Below are 19,466 nucleotides of genomic sequence, written 5' to 3' on the forward strand. Positions count from 1 at the left end.
ATGGGACACGAGAAGCCCGTAGAGCCGTTTTCGGACCTCCATGTCGAGGAGGGGAAGGTTCGCGCGGTGTTGCTGCACGACCCCACCGTCGAGGGCCTGGACGTGGCCATCTACATGGACGCGTCGGGCAGCATGCAGGACGAGTACAAGTACGAGACGCCCTCGCGCAGCTTCCTCGAGTGGATTCGCGGCGCGCCGCTGAAGGACCCCGCCAACATGGTGGAGCCCCAGGTGCAGTGGATGCTCGAGTACCTGGCGACCAAGGACCGCAACGGCCAGCTCCGTGTGGCGTACTGGGCCAGCGGCGCGTCCGGCCGTGACGTGGAGGTGGTGGGCGAGCTGAAGGGCGTGGACGTGAAGCAGTACAAGTTCCCCGGCGCGAAGAAGCTCGGGAGCCACACGTACCTGGCGCCGGCGCTGAAGGACTACGTGCGCTACCTCAAGGAGCAGGTGCCCAACGGCGCGCGCCGCGGCTGCGCGGTCATCGTCACCGACGGCCAGCTCCACGACGCGGACGAGGTGGAGAAGTTCTCCGCGCAGGTCGCGAAGGAGATTGCCTCCGGCAAGCTGCCGCGGCTGAACTTCGTCCTGGTCGGCGTGGGCAACGGCATCGACGAGGAGCAGCTGGAGAAGATTGCGCACGCCGAGTACCCGGGCGTGGGCCACCTCTGGTGCCACCGCATCGCCAAGGAAATCACCCAGGTGGCGGAGCTGGTGGCGGTGCTCGTCGACGAGAACATGACGGTCGCCGCCGGCGGCACCATCTACGACGACAAGGGCAAGGTGCTGAAGACCTACGAGGGCCGCCTGCCCGCGGTGCTGGAGTTCGACGTGCCCGAGGGCACGGAGAGCTTCACCCTGGAGGTGAACGGCCAGCGCTACACCCAGCCGCTGCCGGACGAGGACCACCACGACGAGGACGAGGACCACCACTGATGGCCGGCCATGAAGCCATCGTGCGTCCGTTCTCGGACGTGCACCGGATGGGAAACAAGGTCGTCGCCACGCTGCTGCACGACCCGACGGTGGAGGGGCTGGAAGTGGCCCTCTACATGGACGGCTCGGCGAGCATGGAGGACGAGTACGGGCCTCGCGGGGTGCTGGCGAAGCTGGCCCCCGTGAAGAACCTCGTCGAGCCGCAGATGCGGTGGATGCTCGAGTACCTCGCGAGCAAGGACCGCGACGGCGGAGTCCGCGTGGCCTACTGGGCCACGGGGGACGGCAGCCAGCTGGAGCAACTGGGGGACCTCACCGCCGTGCAGGCCAAGGACTTCCGCTTCCCGGGGCCGCGCTTCTACGGCAAGGCCACGGTGATGCTGCCCGTGCTGCGCGACTTCGTGGCGCACATGAAGGCCTCGGTGCCCAACGGGGTGCGCCGCGGGCTGGCCGTCATCATCACCGACTCGCAGCTCTCCGACGGCAACGACGTGCGGGCGTACGCCACGCAGGTCGCCAAGGAGATTGCCTCCGGGCGCCTGCCGCGGATGAACTTCGTGTTCGTCGGCGTGGGTGACCAGGTGGACGAGGAGCAGATGGAGGAGATCTCCCACGAGACGTACCCCGGCGTGGGCCACCTGTGGTGCCACCGCATCGCCGACCGCATGGAGGAGATGGCGGAGCTGGTGGCGGTGCTGGTGGACGAGACGATGACGGTGGCCGCGGGCGGCACCCTCTACGACGAGCAGGGGAAGGTCCTGAAGTCGTATGAAGGCCGGCTGCCCGCGGTGCTCGAGTTCGAGGTTCCGGCCGCGTGCAAGGCCTTCACCCTGGAGGTGGCGGGGCAGAAGTTCACCCAGCCCATCCCCGAGGAGCACGAGGACGAGGACCACCACGAGGAGGAGGAGCGCAAGCCCGAGCCGGCCAGCGCCCCCGCCGCAGCCCCCGCCCGCAAGCACGGCGGCCACCGCCACTAGCATCAGGAAGAAGACGCCATGTCCGAGCAGAAGAAGAGCAGTGAGCCGTCCGGCCACGTCCATGGGCCGGACTGCAAGCATGACCACGACCACGGTGGCCACGCGCACGGGCATGGCGAGCCGCACGTCCACGGACCGGGGTGCAACCACGGCCCCGCCCTGGCGGCGGTGAAGCCCGCGGGCAAGTTCGCCTTCAAGGAGCTGAAGCTTGTCGGCCCCGCGAAGGCGGAGAAGCACGTCCACGGGCCGGACTGCAAGCATGACCACGACCACGGCGGCCATGCGCACGGGCACGAGGAGAAGCATGTCCACGGGCCGGACTGCAATCACGACCACGGGCATGACCAGCACGAGCACGGCCCCGGGTGTGACCACGACCACGGCCACGGCGATGGGCACCATCACCACCCGAAGCCGAAGCGCATCCGTCCGCCCGGGCACCGGCCCGCGGAAGGCGGAGGCGTGGCGCTCCAGCTGGACCTGGAGGGCGCACTGCCGGGGGAGACGGATGACGCCGGCCGCTTCCAGAAGCTGGAGCTGGCACTGGAGGCCCACCGGGGCGTGACGGACGTCCACCTCCGGAGGGACTCGGGCCATGCGGAGGTCTGCATCCACTACAAGCCGGAGGTGGTGAGCGCGTCCGACCTCATCACCGCCGCGCAGCGCACCGGCGCCGAGGTGGCGGAGCGCTACAAGCACCAGACGTGGTTCGTGCGGGGGATGACCTCGGCGGACTCGGCGACGGCCATCGAGCACGGGCTCGGGAAGCTGAAGGGCGTCCTCTCCGCGAGCGTGGCGTACGCCAGCGAGCGCCTCGTCGTGGAGTACGACAGCGAGGAGGTGACGCTGAAGGACGTGGAGGCGAAGGCGAAGGCGCTGGGCTACGCGCTGGAAGTGCCCACCAGCGGCCATGCGTGCTCGCACCACGCGCACGGCGGCGGGCTGGCGCCCCTGCTGGAGATGCCGCTGGTGGGAGTCGCGGGCGTGCTGCTCGTCGCCGGCTGGCTGCTGGAGCGCTTCACCAAGGTGCCCGCCCTGGTGCCCACCCTCGTCTGGGCCCTGTCCATGGCGAGCGGTGGCTTCTTCGCCATCCGGGGCTCCGTGAAGTCGCTGCTCCAGCTGCGCATCGACATCGAGACGATGATGGTGGTGGCGGCGCTGGGCGCGGCGGTGCTGGGTGCCTGGTTCGAGGGCGCCTTCCTGCTGTTTCTCTTCGCCGCGGGCCACGCGCTGGAGCACCGGGCCATGGACCGCGCGCGGCGCTCCATCGAGTCGCTGGGCGCGCTGCGTCCGGACGTGGCGCGGGTACGCCGGGGTGGCGACGTGGTGGAAGTCCCCGTGGGCGACGTGCAGCGCGGGGAGCGCATCGTGGTGCGTCCGGGCGACCGCGTCGCGCTGGACGGCATCATCCGCGAGGGCAAGAGCTCGCTGGAGCAGGCGGCGATTACGGGTGAGTCCATCCCCGTGGCCAAGAAGCCTGGGGACGAGGTGTTCTCCGGCACCATCAACTGCGAGGGCATGCTGGAGGTGGAGGTCACCCGCCTCTCGTCCGAGTCGGTGCTCGCGCGCGTGGTGGACATGGTGGCGGAGGCGGAGGCCCAGAAGGGGCCCAACCAGCGCTTCGCGCAGCGGCTGGAGCGCACGGTGGCGCCGCTGGTGATGATTGGCGCGGTGGTGTTCCCGGTGGTGCTGGTGCTGCTGGGCACGCCGGTGAAGGAGGCCATCCTGCGCGCGGTGGCGCTGCTGGTGGCGGCCTCGCCGTGCGCGCTGGCCATCTCCACGCCGTCGGCGGTGCTGTCCGCGGTGGCGGCGGCGGCGCGCGGCGGCGTGCTGGTGAAGGGTGGCATCTACCTGGAGCTGCTGTCGAAGGTGAACGCGATTGCCTTCGACAAGACGGGCACGCTGACGGTGGGCAAGCCGAAGCTGCTGACGGCGGCGCCGGCGCAGGGCGTGTCGCGCGAGGAGCTGCTGGGCACGTCGGCTGCGGTGGAGGCGCTCTCGGCGCACCCGCTGGCGAAGGCGGTGGTGGACGCGGCGGCGGAGGGAGGCATCCAGGCCCCCGCGGGCAGCGACCTGGAGGCCATCCACGGCAAGGGCATCCGGGGCAAGGTGGCGGGCGCGGTGGTGGACGTGGGCAGCCTGGGGCTCTTCGAGGGTGAGGCCGTCCCGGCTGAGATTTCCGCGGAGGTGCAGAAGCTGGAGGAGGCGGGCCAGACGACGATGGTGGTGCGCAAGGCGGGACGCTACCTGGGCGTGCTGGGGGTGGCAGACACGCTGCGCTCGGGCGCGAGAAACGTCATCCAGACGCTGAAGGAGTCCGGCATCCAGAGCACGGTGATGCTGTCGGGCGACAACGCGCGGGTGGCGAAGTCGATTGCCGCGCAGGTGGGCCTGGACGAGGCGCGAGCGCCGCTGATGCCGGCCGACAAGGTGACGGCGGTCCGGGAGATGGGGCGCAAGGGCTCGGTGGCCATGGTGGGCGACGGGGTGAACGACGCGCCCGCGCTGGCGGCGGCGGCGGTGGGTGTGGCGATGGGAGGCGCGGGCTCGGACGCAGCGCTGGAGACGGCGGACGTGGTGCTGATGAGCGACGACCTGTCCCGGCTGCCCTTCGCCCTGGGCCTGGCGCGCGAGGCGACGCGGGTGATGCAGCAGAACCTGGTCATCTCGCTGGGCATCAGCGCCATCCTCATCATCGCGGCGGTCTTTGGCCTGACGCAGATCAGCCACGCCGTGGTGCTGCACGAGGGCAGCACGCTGCTGGTGGTCGCCAACGGCCTGCGCCTGCTCACCATCCGGCCGCAGGCCATGAAGCCCGCACCGGCTCCGGCCGTGGGCGTGCAGCCCGTCGCGGGCTGAGCAGCAACGAAGCGCATCGCGGAGCTGAAGCTCCGCGTGGCCGAGGACCAGGAACGGACGCGAGTCATTTCCCAGGCGCAGCTGACGCGCACGGGGCACGTGTCATCTCCAACATCGGCTCGTTCGGAGCTGACGTCTTCAAGCTCGGAATGACGCGGAGGCTCGTCCCGCAGGACCGCATCGATGAGCTCGGAGACGCTTCCGTCCCCTTCGAGTTCAATGTCCACACCATCATCCGCACCTCGGACGCGCCGGCGCTGGAGGCGGCCCTGCACCGCACCTTCGCCAGCAGGCGCGTCAACCGCATCAACGAGCGTAAGGAGTTCCTCCGGGTGTCGCTCGATGAGCTTGCCGCGGCCGTGCGCGAACACCACGGTGAGTTCGAGCTGACGCGGCTGGCCGAGGCCGCCGAGTATCGCAAGACGCTCGCCATCCTCGAGGAGGAGCGCGACGCCGCGGCAACAGCGACGCCGGCACGAGCCACCTCGGAGCGCGCCGTCGCGTGAGTCAGGACGCGGCTGAGTCCTGCATGACAGGGTGGGAGGAGCGAGCCCACGTGGAATGGGGGTTCCTTCCGAACCCCAGGGCGGGAAGAGCAGCGCCCCGTGCGGCCATGCCGTGCCAGTGCCCCACGTCCCCGGGCAGTCCGGGCGATGGCTTCCGTAAGAGCTGACTCAAGACCTGGAGGAAGCCCGCATCACCTGTCCCGCCGGGCCTTCCAGCCTCTTGCGCATCCTGGTCCTGTGTAGACCTGCCCGGTTGTCCGCCGTCAGCATGTCAGCCCCACCCGGTAGGAAGGTGCTGGCGGAAGGAACGTTCCTTCCGCGGGCGGGTCGGTCTGGCAGGGGGTGGGCAGATGATGGAGCTGTACCAGCAGTTCGTGGCCACGCGGATGGAGGAGGCGGCGGCGGTGATGGCGCAGCGGGGCTACGACAACACCCCGGCCGCGGAGCTGGCGCGGGTGATGCGCATGTCGGTGGGCTCGCTGTATCGGCGTTACGGCAGCAAGCGCGGCTGTGCGCTGGCCATTCGCGACTTCTCCGACGACGAGCTGTGCCGGTATGCGCGCTACGAGTTCCAGATGGCCAGCACGGACGAGGGCGCGGGCTTTCGCGAGGGCTTCTTCGCCCTCTGGCGGCTGCTGGCCAACTACGTGTTGCGGATGTCCGGCGTCTTCAGCTTCGTCTTCCTGCACCCCGACCCGGAACAAGGGCCTGACGACGAGCGAGGCTGGCGGGTGCGAGACCTGATTCGGGAGGTCATCAGCCAGGCCGAGCGCGACGGAGTGCTGGAGCCAGGTTCCACGATGGCGAGGACGTGCCTGGTGTGGGGCGCGCTAGCGGAGCTGGGGCGGGTGGCGGCGAGGTGGGAAAGCGCAGTCACGGAGGAGGACGTGCTCGCGTCGGCGGAGGCGCTCTGGCGGGCGCTCGGGCCCAGGGAGGAGTCGACGCCCCGGGGGCCCGGAGGCATGCCGCCTCCAGACGGCGAGAAGGCCCCGAATGAGGCGCCCGGCAATGGCGCGGCGGTGGCAATGGCTGAGGGGCCCGGCAGTGGCGCGGTGGCGGCAATGGATGACGGCGCGTCGTCGCACCCGCCAGGCGCACTGCTCGTAGGGAATGAGTCAGCCCTCCAGAGCCCGCAGGATGGCATCGGGACTGCCGTGCGCATCACACAGGGACTGGAACTCCTCCCTGTCAGGCACGCGGGACACGTACAGCTCCGCGCACATGGGACGGACCGTGCCATGTCGCCCATCAGAGAAGAAGACGCACTCCGAAGCATCCTGGCCCGCGCCCTCCCCGTGCAGGTGGACCGTCGGACGTCGCAGGAACCGAGCCTTCACGGGAGTGGAGTTGAACCCCAGGACAGCCAGTACCTTGGTCTTCCCGCGCTCGAGGTCGAAGAACAGGGGCACGACACAGCGCGGATCCCTGGCGAGGTCCGGGTCCTCCTTCCACTGAAGGAGCCAGCGCCGGGTGAGCAGGGCCGCGGGAAGCGCGGCCTCCGCCACCTCCTCGAAGCCCAGCTCCTGCCGGACGATGGCATGGGCTCCACGGAAGACCTGCTCCATCCACACCAACTCCTCCAGCAGGGGCACCTCCACCGTTCCCGCAGGAGTCACCCGCTGGGCATTGGCCAGGGCAGGCGCACCCAGGAACTCGCAGAGCACGTTCCTCAGGAAGGAATACCCCTCCGCCCGTCTCCGGTAGAACTCGGCAAGCGGCTCGATGGTGAGCCGGGGCTGGACGATGAGCGGCACGCCTCCGGCGGTGAGCTGCTCGAGCTGCTTGATATGGGTCTCTCGCGTCAGCGCGAAGAGCGCCCGGAACTGTTGCTCCAGCTCGGCGCGATACCGGGGGCCGATGACGAGCCGCTCTGCCTCCGGCATCCTCTCGGGCACCAGGAACGGCACCAGTGCATGGAACTGGTGGTCATACCAGCCGGAGCGCGTCGCCGGAGTGGTGTCGAGCCTTCCGTCCCGGATGCGGGCAATCAGCTCATCGACGAGCTGGAATCCCGGAGGCGGCGACACCCTCCCGAACAGCTCCTTCACCACCCTTCCCTCATGGGAGTCCGAGGGTGGGAGGAAGCAGCGCTGCTCGCCGTCCTCATCGAGGGCCGGCTTGGAGGTCGGATTCGTCAGCCGGCTGGGGAGCTGCACGTGCCGCCGCCACGCGGAATAAAGGCTCGCATCCGATTCGAGCGCCGCGAGGAGGGTCCGCGCCGCGTCCGGCTCCAGCTCCGTCTGAAGGAGCCGGTCCTGCTTGAACACCCCTTCCAACTGAGGGCTCCACGTATAGAAGCCCAGGGGCTTGGATGCGCCCTCCTTGGACTCGAAGTCCTTGAGGAACCGCATCACGAGCAGGCGGAGCTTCCTGTCGCCCTCATCCAATGGCCCGGTCATCGACAGGGCGGAGCGAAGGAGGACCAGGACCGACCTCAGTGGGTCGGAGTCCCCGGCGGACCATTGAGCGAGCAGCACCTGATGGACCTGCTCCAGCAGGCGCCGCTTTCCTGGCAGGGCGGGCGTGCCCCGCTGCACCAGCAGCTCGACGGCGGCGTAGAGGCCGTCGTCGAAGGCCTTGGCCTTGAGCGCGAACACCATGGCGGGCGTCCACTCCCAGTCCCGCTGGAGGCCGGCCAGAGTCGGGTGCAGGTACGGCTCGAGGGGACTCGACGTGTCGAGGACCCGGATTCCAACTTCGTCCACCCTCCCTTCCTGACTCCGCTGCCGGAGGCGCTCCCGGACGGACCAGAAGGACTCCTCGTCGTCCACCTCGAGCTCGAGCACCTGCGAGTCCAGGTCGACCTCCACATCCACACCGTGCGGCTTCGAGGTGAACACGTAGCGGGACATGGGAGGAGCGTACACGAGGAGGCAGCACCGCCAACGCACCGCGTCCAAGTCACGTCGGCGTCGACGCGCGGTGTTGAGACCCGACGAGCGTGCGTGCGTGCGCCCACTTCTTGGAGTGCCAATAAGCACGGGCTGTCCAGGCGAGGACCGTGCCTCGTGGGTGTCACTGGGACGGAAGAGGAAACGTGGCATGTTCCGCCCCCATGGCTGTCAGCGTCTTCGACCTCTTCAAGATTGGCATCGGTCCCTCCAGCTCGCACACCGTCGGGCCCATGCGCGCCGCGCTCACGTTCGCCCGGCGCCTGGAGGAGGGCGGCAAGCTGGAGCGGCTCTCCAAGCTGAAGGTGGAGCTGTTCGGCTCGCTGGGCGCCACCGGCAAGGGGCACGGCAGCGACAAGGCGGTGCTGCTCGGCCTGCGTGGTGAGACGCCCGAAGGCGTGGACGTGGAGGCCATTCCCGGCGTCGTGTCCCGCTGGCGCGCGGACGGCCGCATCGCGGTGCTGGGCAAGCGCGAGGTGACGTTCAAGGACGGCGAGCACCTGGTGATGCACCGCCGCCGCACCCTGCCCTACCACCCCAACGGCATGCGCTTCGCCGCCTTCGCCGCGGACGGCACCGAGCTCGAAAGCCGCGTCTACTACTCGGTGGGCGGAGGCTTCGTGGTGGACGAGGCCGCCACCCAGGGGCAGGACCCGCTGCGCCAGGACAGCACTCCGCAGCCCTTCCCCTTCCACTCCGCCGCGGAGCTGCTGGAGCACTGTGAGCGCCAGAAGCAGCCCATCAGCTCCATCATGCTGGCGAACGAGAAGACGTTGCGCAGCGAGGAGGAGATTCGCGCGGGGCTGCTCCGCATCTGGGAGGTCATGCAGGCATGCGTGCGCCGGGGCTGCACCAACGGCGGCATCCTCCCCGGGGGCCTGAAGGTGGAGCGCCGGGCGGCGGCCATGTACCAGCGCCTGCTCAGCCGTCCGGAGGCCGGGCTCACCAACCCCCTCACCGTGCTGGACTGGGTGAACCTCTACGCGCTCGCGGTCAACGAGGAGAACGCCGCGGGAGGCCGCGTCGTCACCGCGCCCACCAACGGCGCGGCGGGCATCATCCCCGCGGTGCTGCACTACTACTGGCGCTTCGTGCCGGGGGCGAACGACGACGGCGTGGTGCGCTTCCTGCTGACGGCGGGCGCCATCGGCGTGCTCTACAAGGAGAACGCGTCCATCAGCGGCGCCGAGGTGGGCTGCCAGGGAGAGGTCGGCAGCGCCTGCTCCATGGCGGCCGGCGCGCTCACGGAGGTGCTGGGCGGCACGCCGCTCCACGTGGAGAACGCGGCGGAAATCGCCATGGAGCACAACCTGGGGCTCACCTGCGACCCCATCGGCGGGCTCGTGCAGGTGCCGTGCATCGAGCGCAACGCCATGGCCTCCGTGAAGGCCATCAACGCCTCGCGCATGTCCCTGTCCGGGGACGGGCGACACTTCGTCAGCCTGGACAAGGTCATCAAGACGATGCGCGACACCGGCCGTGACATGAAGGACAAGTACAAGGAGACCGCGCGCGGCGGCCTCGCCGTCAACGTGCTGGAAGTGGCCAACCTGAGCGTCGGCCTCCCGGAGTGCTGACGCTCCCGGGTGGCGGCCACCGTGTCGCCACCCGGTGACGAGTACAACCTCGCGGCAGCAGGCCGCTGGGGACGTGCCTTTCGCCTCATCCCTCCGTGGAAAGTTGCGTCCCGGCCGCATTGGGATGAACCGCGCCGTGTTCCATTGTGAACGCGGCATGCGGGCGGAATGATGAAGGTGCCGCTGATGCGCCCGCTCCCCCCGGAGCGGGCCCGGCGGACACCAAGGAGACGTCCCGATGACCACACCGCAGTCAGGCCCCGCAAGGGGCATGCACCCCCTCGTCTCATTTCTGGCGGCCGCGCTCGCGCTCGCGCTGGTAGCCATTCCAGCGGGAAGTGCGCACGCCCAGCCGACGTATTCCATCTTCCCGGCCGGCTCCACCCCCGCCGTCCCCTCCGTCACCAACGACTTCAGCGCCGTGGAGCTCGGCGTGAAGTTCACGGCGGACGTGGCGGGCGACATCGTCGGCGTGCGCTTCTACAAGGGCGCGGGCAACACCGGCACCCACGTGGGCCACCTGTGGAGCGCCACGGGACAGCTGCTCGCCACCGCCACCTTCGTCAACGAGACGGCCACCGGCTGGCAGCAGGTGAACTTCACCACGCCCGTGCCCGTCACCGCCGGCACCACCTACGTGGCCTCGTACCACGCGCCCGGCGGCGCCTATGCCTTCACCAGCAGCGGGCTGATCTCCGGCGTGGACAGCCCGCCCCTGCACGCGCTGCCCGGCACCACCAGCGGCGGCAACGGCGTCTTCAAGTACGGCCCGTCGGGCACCTTCCCTTCCGACAGCTTCGGCAACTCCAACTACTGGGTGGACGTGGTCTTCCGGCCCGCGGCCCCCGTCTCCATCTGGCCGTCCACCGCCACGCCGGCCGTCGCCTCGGTGACGAATGACTCCCTGCCGGTGGAGGTGGGCGTGAAGTTCAAGGCGGACGTGACGGGCAACGTCGTCGGCGTGCGCTTCTACAAGGGCGCCGGCAACACCGGCACGCATGTGGGCCACCTGTGGAGCAACAATGGCCAGCTGCTCGCCACCGCCACCTTCGTCAACGAGACGGCCACCGGCTGGCAGCAGGTGACGTTCTCCAGCCCGGTGGCCATCTCCGCCAACACCACCTACGTCGCCTCGTACCACGCGCCCAACGGTGCCTATGCCTTCAACGACGCCGGCCTGGCCTCGGGGGTGAGCGCGGCGCCCGTGCACGCGCTGCCCGGCACCACCAGCGGCGGCAACGGCGTCTACAAGTACGGCCCGTCCGGCAGCTTCCCCACCGACAGCTTCCGCGACTCCAACTACTGGGTGGACGTCCTCTTCCAGGCCACGGGCGCGCCTCCGCCGCAGCCGCCTCCGCCCGCGAACACCTTCACCCTCTTCCCCGCCACCGCCACGCCGGGCACCGCCACGGCGAGCGACCCGGCCGCCATCGAGGTGGGCGTGAAGTTCAGGTCCGACGTGGACGGCACCGTCAAGGGCGTGCGCTTCTACAAGGGCTCGGGCAACACCGGCACCCACGTCGGCAACGTGTGGAGCGCCACGGGACAGCTGCTCGCCACCGCCACCTTCGTCAACGAGACGGCCACCGGCTGGCAGCAGGTGAACTTCACCACGCCCGTGCCCATCACCGCGGGCACCACCTACGTGGCCTCGTACTTCGCGCCCTCCGGCGGCTACTCGTATGACAACGGGGGCCTGGCCAACGGCGTGGACTCGCTGCCCCTGCACGCGCTGCCCGGCACCACCAGCGGTGGCAACGGCGTGTTCACCTACGCTTCGCAGTCCACCTTCCCCTCCGGCAGCCACCAGAACACCAACTACTGGGTGGACGTCCTCTTCGAGTCCAACGGCCCACCGCCCCGTCCGGGCGTCAGCGGCTCCGGCCCGGTGCTGGTGGCCACGGACCCGGCCAACCACTTCACCGACTACCTCGAGGAGCTGCTGAAGGCGGAGGGCATCACCACCTTCGCCACCACCGACGCGGGCAACCTCGGCAACTCGGTGTCGCTGACGAGCTACAAGGTGCTGGTGCTGGGCGAGGCCACGCTGACCGCCGCCCAGGTGACGCTCGTCACCAACTGGGTGAACGCGGGTGGCAGCCTCATCGCCATGCGTCCGGCCGCCAACCTGAATGCGCTGCTCGGCCTCAACCCGTCCGCGGGCACGCTGGCCAACGGCTACATCCTGCTGGACACCACCCAGGCGCCGGGCACGGGCCTCACCGCGGAGACGATGCAGTACCACGGCACCGCGGACCTGCACACGCTGACCACCGGCACGCGCGCGGTGGCCACGCTCTACTCGAACGCCACCACGGCCACGTCCTACGCGGCCGTCAGCCTGCGCACGGTGGGCAGCGGCAGGGCCATCGCCTTCGCGTATGACCTGGCGAAGTCCGTCATCTACACGCGCCAGGGCAACCCGGCGTGGCAGGGGCAGAACCGCGACGGCTCCGGCATCGGCCCGGGCGCGCGCGCCAGCGACATGTTCTACGGCAACGCGTCCTTCGACCCGCAGCCGGACTGGGTGAACCTGAACAAGGTGCAGATTCCCCAGGCGGACGAGCAGCAGCGCCTGCTGGCGAACATGCTCCACCAGACGAGCGCCACGCCGCTGCCGCGCCTCTGGTACTTCCCCAGCGCGAAGAAGGCCGTGGTGGTGATGACGGGCGACGGACACCCCGGCGGCCTCACCACGCAGCGCTGGCAGCAGTACGTCAGCGACAGCCCCGCGGGCTGCAGCGTGCAGGACTGGCAGTGCATCCGCGGCACCATCTACGACTACGTGGGCGGGCTGACGGCCACCCAGGCGGCGGGCTACGCCGCCCAGGGCTTCGAGTACGCGCTCCACGTCAACACCAACTGCGCGGACTACACGGCCGCCACGCTGGACCCGAACTTCTTCACCCCGCAGCTCGGCAGCTTCGTGTCGAGCTATCCGGGCGTGCCCGCGCCCACCACCAACCGCACGCACTGCATCGCGTTCAGTGACTGGGCCACCCAGCCCAAGGTGTCGCTGCGCCACGGCATCCGGATGGACACCAACTACTACTACTGGCCGGACTACTGGGTGCAGGACCGCCCGGGCGTCTTCACGGGCTCCGGCCTGGCCATGCGCTTCGCGGACGTGGACGGCACGCCCATCAACGTCTACCAGCTCGCCACCCAGATGACGGACGAGTCCGGCCAGACGTACCCGCTGCACATCGACACGCTGCTGGCCAACGCCCTGGGCACCAAGGGCTACTACGGCGCCTTCAACGCCAACATGCACGTGGACTCGCACTCCACGGCGGGCACCTCGGGCTCGGCGGCCATCATCGCCTCCGCGAAGCGCGAGGGCGTGTCCGTCATCACCGCGCGGCAGCTGCTCGAGTGGCTCGACGCGCGTGAGGGCACGAATGTGTCCGGCGTGGCCTACACCGGCACGACGCTCACCTTCACCGTGGCCACCCCGGCGCGCAACCTGTCGCTGATGGTGCCCACGCGCACCGCGTCCGGCCAGACGCTGGTCTCGGTGAGCCGCAACGGCTCGCCGGTGACGACGATGGCGCAGACCATCAAGGGCGTGGGCTTCGCGTTCATCAACGGCGCGCAGGCCGGCACGTACACGGCGACGTACAACTGAGTCGTTCCCCACCCTGCCCTCCAGGGCGAGGTGAGACGAGCGGTCCGGCGCGAGGTCCTCACGCCGGGCCGCTTTTCTTTCACAGGGGGTGAGGCGGCGCACGGCATCCCACCCGTGAGGTGGCCCTTCCGCCAGGGTGCGTCTTGCGTCTGGTCGCCCGTGGGCTCTAAGACGCGCCGCGGGCCCGCTCCCCCGCGCGCCTTCGTCAAAGGACCCACACCCCATGCTCAAGAAGCTCCTCGGTGGCCTCGCCGCCGTCATCCTCGTGCTGGTCGGCGTCATCGCCACCCGTCCCGCCGCCTTCACGTACCAGCGCAGCGCCACGCTGCCCGTCTCGGCCGACGTGGCCTTCGCGCTGGTCAATGACTTCCACCGCTGGAACGAGTGGTCCCCCTGGGACAACCTGGACCCGAACCAGAAGCGCACGTTCACCGGCGCTGAGTCGGGCACGGGCGCCAGCTACGCCTGGGCCGGCAACGACCAGGTCGGTGAAGGCCGGATGACCATCGAGGAGAGCAAGCCCAACGAGCGGGTCACCATCAAGCTGGAGTTCCTCAAGCCCTGGACGGCCACCAACACCACCACCTTCGCCTTCAAGCCCGTCGAGGGTGGCACCGAGGTGGTCTGGGCCATGAGCGGCACCAACGACTTCATGGGCAAGGCCATGTGCCTGGTCATGGACATGGACGCCATGATTGGGAAGGACTTCGAGAAGGGCCTGGCCAGCATGAAGACGGCCGCCGAGGCCGAGGCGAAGAAGCGCGCCGAGGCCGAGGCCACGCGCGTGGCCGCCGAGAAGGCCGCCGCCGAGAAGGCCGCCGCCGAGGCCGCTGCCGCCGCCGCGCCCGCCGAGGGTGGGACGGCCGTCGCCGCGCCCACGCCGTAGGGCACGAATCGCACGCTCGTGGACACTGCCACGAGCGTGCGGCCCGCGAGTCGCGGGGAAGTGCCCACTCGCTGACTGGCGGGGAGGCGCGTGCTGCACCTGGGTACAGGGTGGGAGGTACATCGCAGGCGCGCCCGCTGCTTCCGGCGCGCTTCCCTCCCCCCGCTGGCGACAGGTCCCTATGCGACTGCGCAGGTCCTCCCCGAAGACTCCCCCGACGTCCCTCAAGAGCGAGCAGCTGGAGACCTTCCGGGACCGCCCCGAAGGCACGGTGCTCACCACGGACCAGGGCATTCCCATCTCCGAGACGGACAACTCGCTGAAGGCGGGCGTCCGCGGCCCCACGCTCCTGGAGGACTTCCACTTCCGGGAGAAGATGATGCGCTTCGACCACGAGCGCATCCCGGAGCGCGTGGTGCACGCGCGCGGCGCGGGCGCCCATGGGTACTTCCAGGTCTACAAGTCGCTGGAGAAGTACACCCAGGCGCGCTTCCTCACGGACCCGTCGCTGCGCACGCCGGTGTTCGTGCGCTTCTCCACGGTGGGTGGCTCGCGCGGCTCGGCGGACACCGTCCGGGACGTGCGCGGCTTCGCCACCAAGTTCTACACGCCGGAGGGGAACTTCGACCTGGTGGGCAACAACATCCCCGTCTTCTTCATCCAGGACGGCATCAAGTTCCCGGACTTCGTGCACGCGGTGAAGCCGGAGCCGCACAACGAAATCCCCCAGGCCTCCTCCGCGCACGACTCGCTGTGGGACTTCGTCTCGCTCGTCCCGGAGACGGCGCACATGGTGATGTGGCTGATGTCGGACCGGGCCATTCCGCGCAGCTACCGGATGATGGAGGGCTTCGGCGTGCACACCTTCCGGCTGGTCAACGCGGAGGGCAAGGCGCACCTGGTGAAGTTCCACTGGAAGCCGCTGCTCGGCACGCACTCGCTCGTCTGGGACGAGTCGCAGAAGCTGTCCGGCAAGGACCCGGACTTCCACCGGCGGGACTTGTGGGAGGCCATCGAGAACGGCGACTTCCCCGAGTACGAGCTGGGGCTGCAGCTGATTCCCGAAGAGGACGTGCTGAAGTACGGCTTTGATTTGCTGGATGCGACGAAGGTGCTGCCGGAGGAGCTGGTGCCGGTGGAGCGGGTGGGCAAGCTGACGCTGGACCGCAACCCGGACAACTTCTTCGCGGAGACGGAGCAGGTGGCCTTCTGCGTGGCCAACGTGGTGCCGGGCATCGACTTCACGAACGACCCGCTGCTGCAGGCGCGGCTCTTCTCGTACCTGGACACGCAGCTGACGCGGCTGGGCGGGCCCAACTTCGCGGAGCTGCCCATCAACCGCCCGGTGGCGCCGGTGCACAACCACCAGCAGGACGGCTTCGGCCGGCAGACGATTCCCACCAGCCGGGCCAACTACCACCCCAACACGCTGGGCGGCGGGTGCCCGTTCCTCGCCAATCCCCGGCAGGCCTTCGTGCACCGGCAGGAGCGTGTGGAGGGACACAAGATTCGCCAGCGCAGCAAGAGCTTCAGCGACCACTTCAGCCAGGCCACGCTCTTCTACAAGAGCCTGTCGAAGCCGGAGCAGGAGCACCTGGTCAACGCGCTGGAGTTCGAGATTGGCAAGGTGGAGCGCCCGGAGATTCGCGAGCGCGTGGTGAACGAGGTGCTCGTCAACGTGGACTTCGAGGTGGCCACCCGGGTGGCGCGCGCGGTGGGCGTCGCGCCGCCCAAGCCGCTGAAGAAGGCGAAGGCGGGCAAGCCGGCGAAGTTCACGGTGGAGACGTCCCCCGCGCTCAGCCAGGAGCGCTCGCCGCGCGACTCCATCAAGACGCGGAAGATTGCCGCGCTGGTGGCGGACGGCTTCGCGGGGAAGGAGCTGGCGCACGTGCGCAAGACGCTGGAGGCAATGGGGGCGACGGTGGAGCTGGTGGGCCCCACGCTGAGCCCCGTCACCAGCCTGGAGGGCCAGCAGGAGAAGCCGCTCAAGACGTACGTGACGGCGTCCTCGGTGATGTACGACGCCGTCTACGTGCCGGGTGGGGAGAAGAGCGTGGCCGCGCTGAGGAAGGTGCCGCTGGCGGTGGACTTCGTGCGCGAGGCCTTCGTGCACTGCAAGGCGCTGGCGCTCTCCGGCGAGGCGGCGGCGCTCCTGGATGCGGCGGGGGTGAGCCAGCTCGCGCCGCCACCGGCCAAGGGGCTGGACGGGGCGCTGGGCGTCATCCGGAGCGCGAAGAGCGAGACGAAGGGCTTCACCCAGCTCTTCGCCGACGCCATCGCCGCGCACCGGCACTGGGCGCGCGAGGCGCCTCCGCCGGCATAGCCGCGCTCAGGCTCGGATGACGGTGACCGGGCGGCCCGAGGGAGTCCGGGCCTGCTCGGCCCGGGTGCGCTCGGCGATGGACGGCTGGCCGGTGCGGCGGTCGAAGAGCACGAGCCAGCCGCCTGGCTGACCGAGGCCCTGGAGGTAGCCGTCGAGCTGCACCAGTCCTTCGGTGAGCGGGTCGGGCTCCCGGTCGCGCCAGACCTTGATTTCGATGGCCAGCGTGTCCTGGCCATGGCGCAGGCACAGGTCCATGCGTCCCTTGCCGATGGCGTACTCACGCTCGAGGGTGCCTCCGCCGTTGACCACGCGGTGGAGGAAGGCCATCAGCACCAGGTGGGGTGCCACTTCGTGGTAGGGCGCGGTGGCCAGCAACGGCTCGCCATGCTGGCGCCAGAAGGCGAGGAAGGCGTCGCGCAGGCGCTCAGTGTCGCTGCGCCCGTCCGGCCGAAGCCAGGAAGGCTGGATGGAGGGAAGCGCTGCGCGCGAGGGAAAGGCCAGCTCACGAACGACGACCTCGCGGTAGATGGGATTGGCGACCTCCACGCCACCGGACGAAGCCAGCCGGATGAGTCCAAGGTCGATGGCGAAGCGAAGGTCGTCCGCGGGAATGGCGCCCGGGATTTCGCCCGCCAGCATGGGCTCGAGGATGGCGCGGATGCGCGGCTCACGCAGGCGGTCGGTGAGGCTGTCCAGGTGCGTCTCCTGGCGCTCGATGAGGAGCGCCTTGGCCCGCTCGATGTCGGCGCGGCGAACCGGCTGGGAGCTGTCTGGAACGAGCTCCTCGACAGCCACCTTCGCCAGGGCGTTGACGAGCCAGGGCTGCCCCCGGGTGAGCTCGAAGGCGAGGGCGAGCGCCTCGGGCTCGAATTGCTGACCGGTGTCCGCCGTGTGCTGTGCGTAGAGCTCGGCCACTTCATCGGCGGTGAAGTCCCGCAGCGTGAGGGAGCGGACCTTGATGTTGAAGGGACTGGCGGTGCCCAGGTAGTCCCGGTCACCGGTGGCCACCTTGTAGTCGCGTACGTCTCTCAGCCCGATGAGCGCGAGTGAGCTGGGGAAACGCTCGGGACGGCCGGAGAATCCGCTCCGGAGCTGTCGCAGGATGGAGACCAGGACTCCGTTGCGGAGCGAATCAATTTCATCCAGGAAGACGACGAGGGGCCGAGGCGCGGAGGCAGCCCAGGCCGTGAGTGCGGAGCCAATCCGACTGCCCGGAGGCGCATCCTGGAATGGAGGAGGCAGCAGCTCGTCCGGGAGCTGGCCAATCAGGCTGTCGCGCCAGGACTCCAGCACGGCGGACTCCGCAGCGCCGATATCCTCGGGAAACGCGGCTCCCACCTCCATGGACACCAGGGCAGCCACGTACTTACCGCTGGCATTGAGCTCCTGGGCCAGCGAGCGCAACGCGGTTGTCTTGCCCGCTTGCCGTGGCGCGTGAACGACGAAGTAGCCCTTCTGCTCGATGAGGCGCTGCACTTCCGGCAGCCGCCGCAGTGCCGGGAGCATGTAATGATCTTCCGGAGTGCAGGGACCAGAGGTGTTGAACCAGCGAGGCATGGGCGGAAGGTAGCACTGCCAGCCGCATGTGCCATGTGGCAACGCCTCAGCCCGGCGGCATCCGCCCCAGGTACAGCCCCAGGACGAACGCCAGCACGGCGAGGGTGACCGCGAGCAACACGGGAACACCCTTCCGCCGTGCCTGGGTCGAGGGGGCAATGCGCACCGCCCCCACCTCTTCCGGGACGATGATGCGCACCTTGATGACGGCCTTGACGAGCACCTCCTCCACGTCGGCGAGGAAGCGCTCGTACTCCTCGGGCTGCATCTCCAGGGGCTCGCCGTGGTGGGACTCGTACCGCTTCGCCGCGGCGTCGAAGTTGCGCAGCTGCGCCTCGCGCTTCGACACGTCCACCCAGCCGCACATGACCGAGGGGCCCGAGCCCTTCCGGGGCACGAGCGAAATCGCCTGCCGCGCCAGCTTCCCGCCAGCGGTGCTGGGGCCCTCGGGCTCGTCGATGCGCAGCACCCGGTGCGGCCCCCGGCCGTACATCTTCGACGCCATCGCGCTTCGGAACTGCTCCGCGAGCAGCGCGGAGTGGTTCGCGAACATCGTCCGGAGCGCCGGGGACTCGTCCTCGGCCGCCGCCACCTTGCCCTTCGCGGGCTCCAGCGGGCTCAGGCGCACCACACCCACCGCAGGCGGCGCCGCACCCGCCTTCTTCTCACCGCCACGGGCGAGCCAGCCCGCCGCCTTGCCGCCCTCCTTGCCTCCGCGAGCCGCCGCGGGCTTCGGGCTCATGATGTCCGTGCTGACGTCCATCGGTGCCTTGTGGCTCCGGACCTCCGTGCTCAGCTCCACCGGCGCCTTGGGGGGCCTGAGCTCCGTGCTGACATCCACCGGAGCCCTGTGCCCTCGGACCTCCGTGCTCGGGTCCACCGGCGCCTTCTGCCCTCGGACCTCCGTGCGGATGTCCGCCTGGGGATTGCGCCCCCGCACTTCGGTGCCGAGCTCCCCCGGCGGCGCGTCACGGCTCCCCCGGCCCGGAGGGGCCGGCACGCGCGCCCTGCCACCCCGGACGGGGCGGGCGTCCTGTGACTCCAGGCGCGTCTGGATGGCGCCCTCCTCCGGCTCGAGCGGCGCCATGCGCGTCTCTTCGGGACGGTAGGGAAGCGAGATGTCCCCCGTCGCGTCCGCATCCACCACCGGGCCCATGTGCGTCTCTTCGGGACGCTCGAGGAGCGGGAGGTCCCGCGTCGCATCTTCGTCCTCCTCCGGCGCGATGCGTGTCTCGTCGGAGCGCCCCGGATTGGCGGCCCTCCTCTTCCCGTTAGACATGTGCGTCCCTCTCACGAGGAAGCATACTTCAAGGCGGCGCCCGCCCC

The 19,466-nt window shown here is 69.7% G+C and carries 11 protein-coding genes and 1 pseudogene; 9 read left to right on the top strand and 3 right to left on the bottom strand.

Annotation, left to right across the window (positions count from 1 at the left end; translation table 11 throughout):
- The 5 genes and pseudogenes from LXT23_RS29570 to LXT23_RS50730 all read left to right on the top strand — a co-directional run.
- Entirely contained in the window at positions 1-936 is a 936-nt protein-coding gene (locus LXT23_RS29570) for a vWA domain-containing protein (protein WP_253983693.1), read from the top strand.
- The gene (locus LXT23_RS29575; protein WP_253983694.1) at positions 936-1,913 is read left to right on the top strand and encodes a vWA domain-containing protein; all 978 of its coding nucleotides are present in this window, start codon (positions 936-938) and stop codon (positions 1,911-1,913) included. The genes LXT23_RS29570 and LXT23_RS29575 overlap by 1 nt, the downstream gene beginning before the upstream one ends.
- Before the next feature lie 18 nt (positions 1,914-1,931).
- On the top strand, positions 1,932-4,772 hold the full coding sequence (locus LXT23_RS29585) for a heavy metal translocating P-type ATPase (RefSeq protein WP_267146720.1): 2,841 nt from the start codon (positions 1,932-1,934) through the stop codon (positions 4,770-4,772).
- Positions 4,773-4,921: 149 nt separating this feature from the next.
- A complete protein-coding gene (locus LXT23_RS29590; protein ID WP_253983695.1) occupies positions 4,922-5,278 on the top strand; it encodes a GIY-YIG nuclease family protein in 357 nt (118 codons plus the stop codon).
- Positions 5,279-5,664: 386 nt separating this feature from the next.
- A pseudogene (locus LXT23_RS50730) lies at positions 5,665-5,790 on the top strand (helix-turn-helix domain-containing protein); the annotation flags it as partial.
- Positions 5,791-6,393: 603 nt separating this feature from the next.
- Here LXT23_RS50730 and LXT23_RS29595 read toward each other — a convergent pair.
- Positions 6,394-8,130: a hypothetical protein gene (locus LXT23_RS29595; RefSeq protein WP_253983696.1), complete on the bottom strand. Its 1,737-nt coding sequence runs from the start codon at positions 8,128-8,130 to the stop codon at positions 6,394-6,396.
- A 203-nt stretch (positions 8,131-8,333) separates the two neighbouring features.
- On the opposite strand from LXT23_RS29595, the gene LXT23_RS29600 reads away from it, so the two are divergent.
- The 4 genes from LXT23_RS29600 (at position 8,334) to LXT23_RS29615 (ending at position 16,583) form a co-directional block, all read left to right on the top strand.
- Positions 8,334-9,746 carry an L-serine ammonia-lyase gene (locus tag LXT23_RS29600; RefSeq protein ID WP_253984009.1) on the top strand — a complete coding sequence of 471 codons (1,413 nt, stop codon included), beginning with the start codon at positions 8,334-8,336 and terminating at the stop codon, positions 9,744-9,746.
- Positions 9,747-10,017: 271 nt separating this feature from the next.
- Positions 10,018-13,374 carry a DUF4082 domain-containing protein gene (locus LXT23_RS29605; RefSeq protein WP_253983697.1) on the top strand — a complete coding sequence of 1,119 codons (3,357 nt, stop codon included), beginning with the start codon at positions 10,018-10,020 and terminating at the stop codon, positions 13,372-13,374.
- A gap of 223 nt (positions 13,375-13,597) precedes the next feature.
- A complete protein-coding gene (locus tag LXT23_RS29610) occupies positions 13,598-14,260 on the top strand; it encodes an SRPBCC family protein (RefSeq protein WP_253983698.1) in 663 nt (220 codons plus the stop codon).
- Between the two features lie 181 nt (positions 14,261-14,441).
- Positions 14,442-16,583, top strand: coding sequence for a catalase (locus LXT23_RS29615; RefSeq protein WP_253983699.1), 2,142 nt, complete (start codon positions 14,442-14,444; stop codon positions 16,581-16,583).
- 6 nt (positions 16,584-16,589) lie between these two features.
- On the opposite strand, the gene LXT23_RS29620 is transcribed toward LXT23_RS29615, so the two are convergent.
- Both LXT23_RS29620 and LXT23_RS29625 read right to left on the bottom strand, forming a co-directional pair.
- Positions 16,590-18,089 (bottom strand): ATP-binding protein, encoded by a 1,500-nt coding sequence (locus LXT23_RS29620; protein ID WP_323379098.1) that lies wholly within the window; start codon positions 18,087-18,089, stop codon positions 16,590-16,592.
- 97 nt (positions 18,090-18,186) lie between these two features.
- The gene (locus tag LXT23_RS29625) at positions 18,187-19,419 is read right to left on the bottom strand and encodes a hypothetical protein (RefSeq protein ID WP_253983701.1); all 1,233 of its coding nucleotides are present in this window, start codon (positions 19,417-19,419) and stop codon (positions 18,187-18,189) included.
- Positions 19,420-19,466: the final 47 nt, after the last annotated feature.

Origin of the sequence: Pyxidicoccus xibeiensis (assembly GCF_024198175.1) — a bacterium.
Lineage (GTDB): Bacteria > Myxococcota > Myxococcia > Myxococcales > Myxococcaceae > Myxococcus > Myxococcus xibeiensis.

What these genes read in the sequence shown, in the direction of transcription:
- LXT23_RS29570 (WP_253983693.1), top strand. Translation starts at nt 1, where the DNA reads ATGGGACACGAGAAGCCCGTAGAGCCGTTTTCGGACCTCCATGTCGAG.
- LXT23_RS29575 (WP_253983694.1), top strand. Translation starts at nt 936, where the DNA reads ATGGCCGGCCATGAAGCCATCGTGCGTCCGTTCTCGGACGTGCACCGG.
- LXT23_RS29585 (WP_267146720.1), top strand. Translation starts at nt 1,932, where the DNA reads ATGTCCGAGCAGAAGAAGAGCAGTGAGCCGTCCGGCCACGTCCATGGG.
- LXT23_RS29590 (WP_253983695.1), top strand. Translation starts at nt 4,922, where the DNA reads ATGACGCGGAGGCTCGTCCCGCAGGACCGCATCGATGAGCTCGGAGAC.
- LXT23_RS29595 (WP_253983696.1), bottom strand. Translation starts at nt 8,130, where the DNA reads ATGTCCCGCTACGTGTTCACCTCGAAGCCGCACGGTGTGGATGTGGAG.
- LXT23_RS29600 (WP_253984009.1), top strand. Translation starts at nt 8,334, where the DNA reads ATGGCTGTCAGCGTCTTCGACCTCTTCAAGATTGGCATCGGTCCCTCC.
- LXT23_RS29605 (WP_253983697.1), top strand. Translation starts at nt 10,018, where the DNA reads ATGCACCCCCTCGTCTCATTTCTGGCGGCCGCGCTCGCGCTCGCGCTG.
- LXT23_RS29610 (WP_253983698.1), top strand. Translation starts at nt 13,598, where the DNA reads ATGCTCAAGAAGCTCCTCGGTGGCCTCGCCGCCGTCATCCTCGTGCTG.
- LXT23_RS29615 (WP_253983699.1), top strand. Translation starts at nt 14,442, where the DNA reads ATGCGACTGCGCAGGTCCTCCCCGAAGACTCCCCCGACGTCCCTCAAG.
- LXT23_RS29620 (WP_323379098.1), bottom strand. Translation starts at nt 18,089, where the DNA reads ATGCTCCCGGCACTGCGGCGGCTGCCGGAAGTGCAGCGCCTCATCGAG.
- LXT23_RS29625 (WP_253983701.1), bottom strand. Translation starts at nt 19,419, where the DNA reads ATGTCTAACGGGAAGAGGAGGGCCGCCAATCCGGGGCGCTCCGACGAG.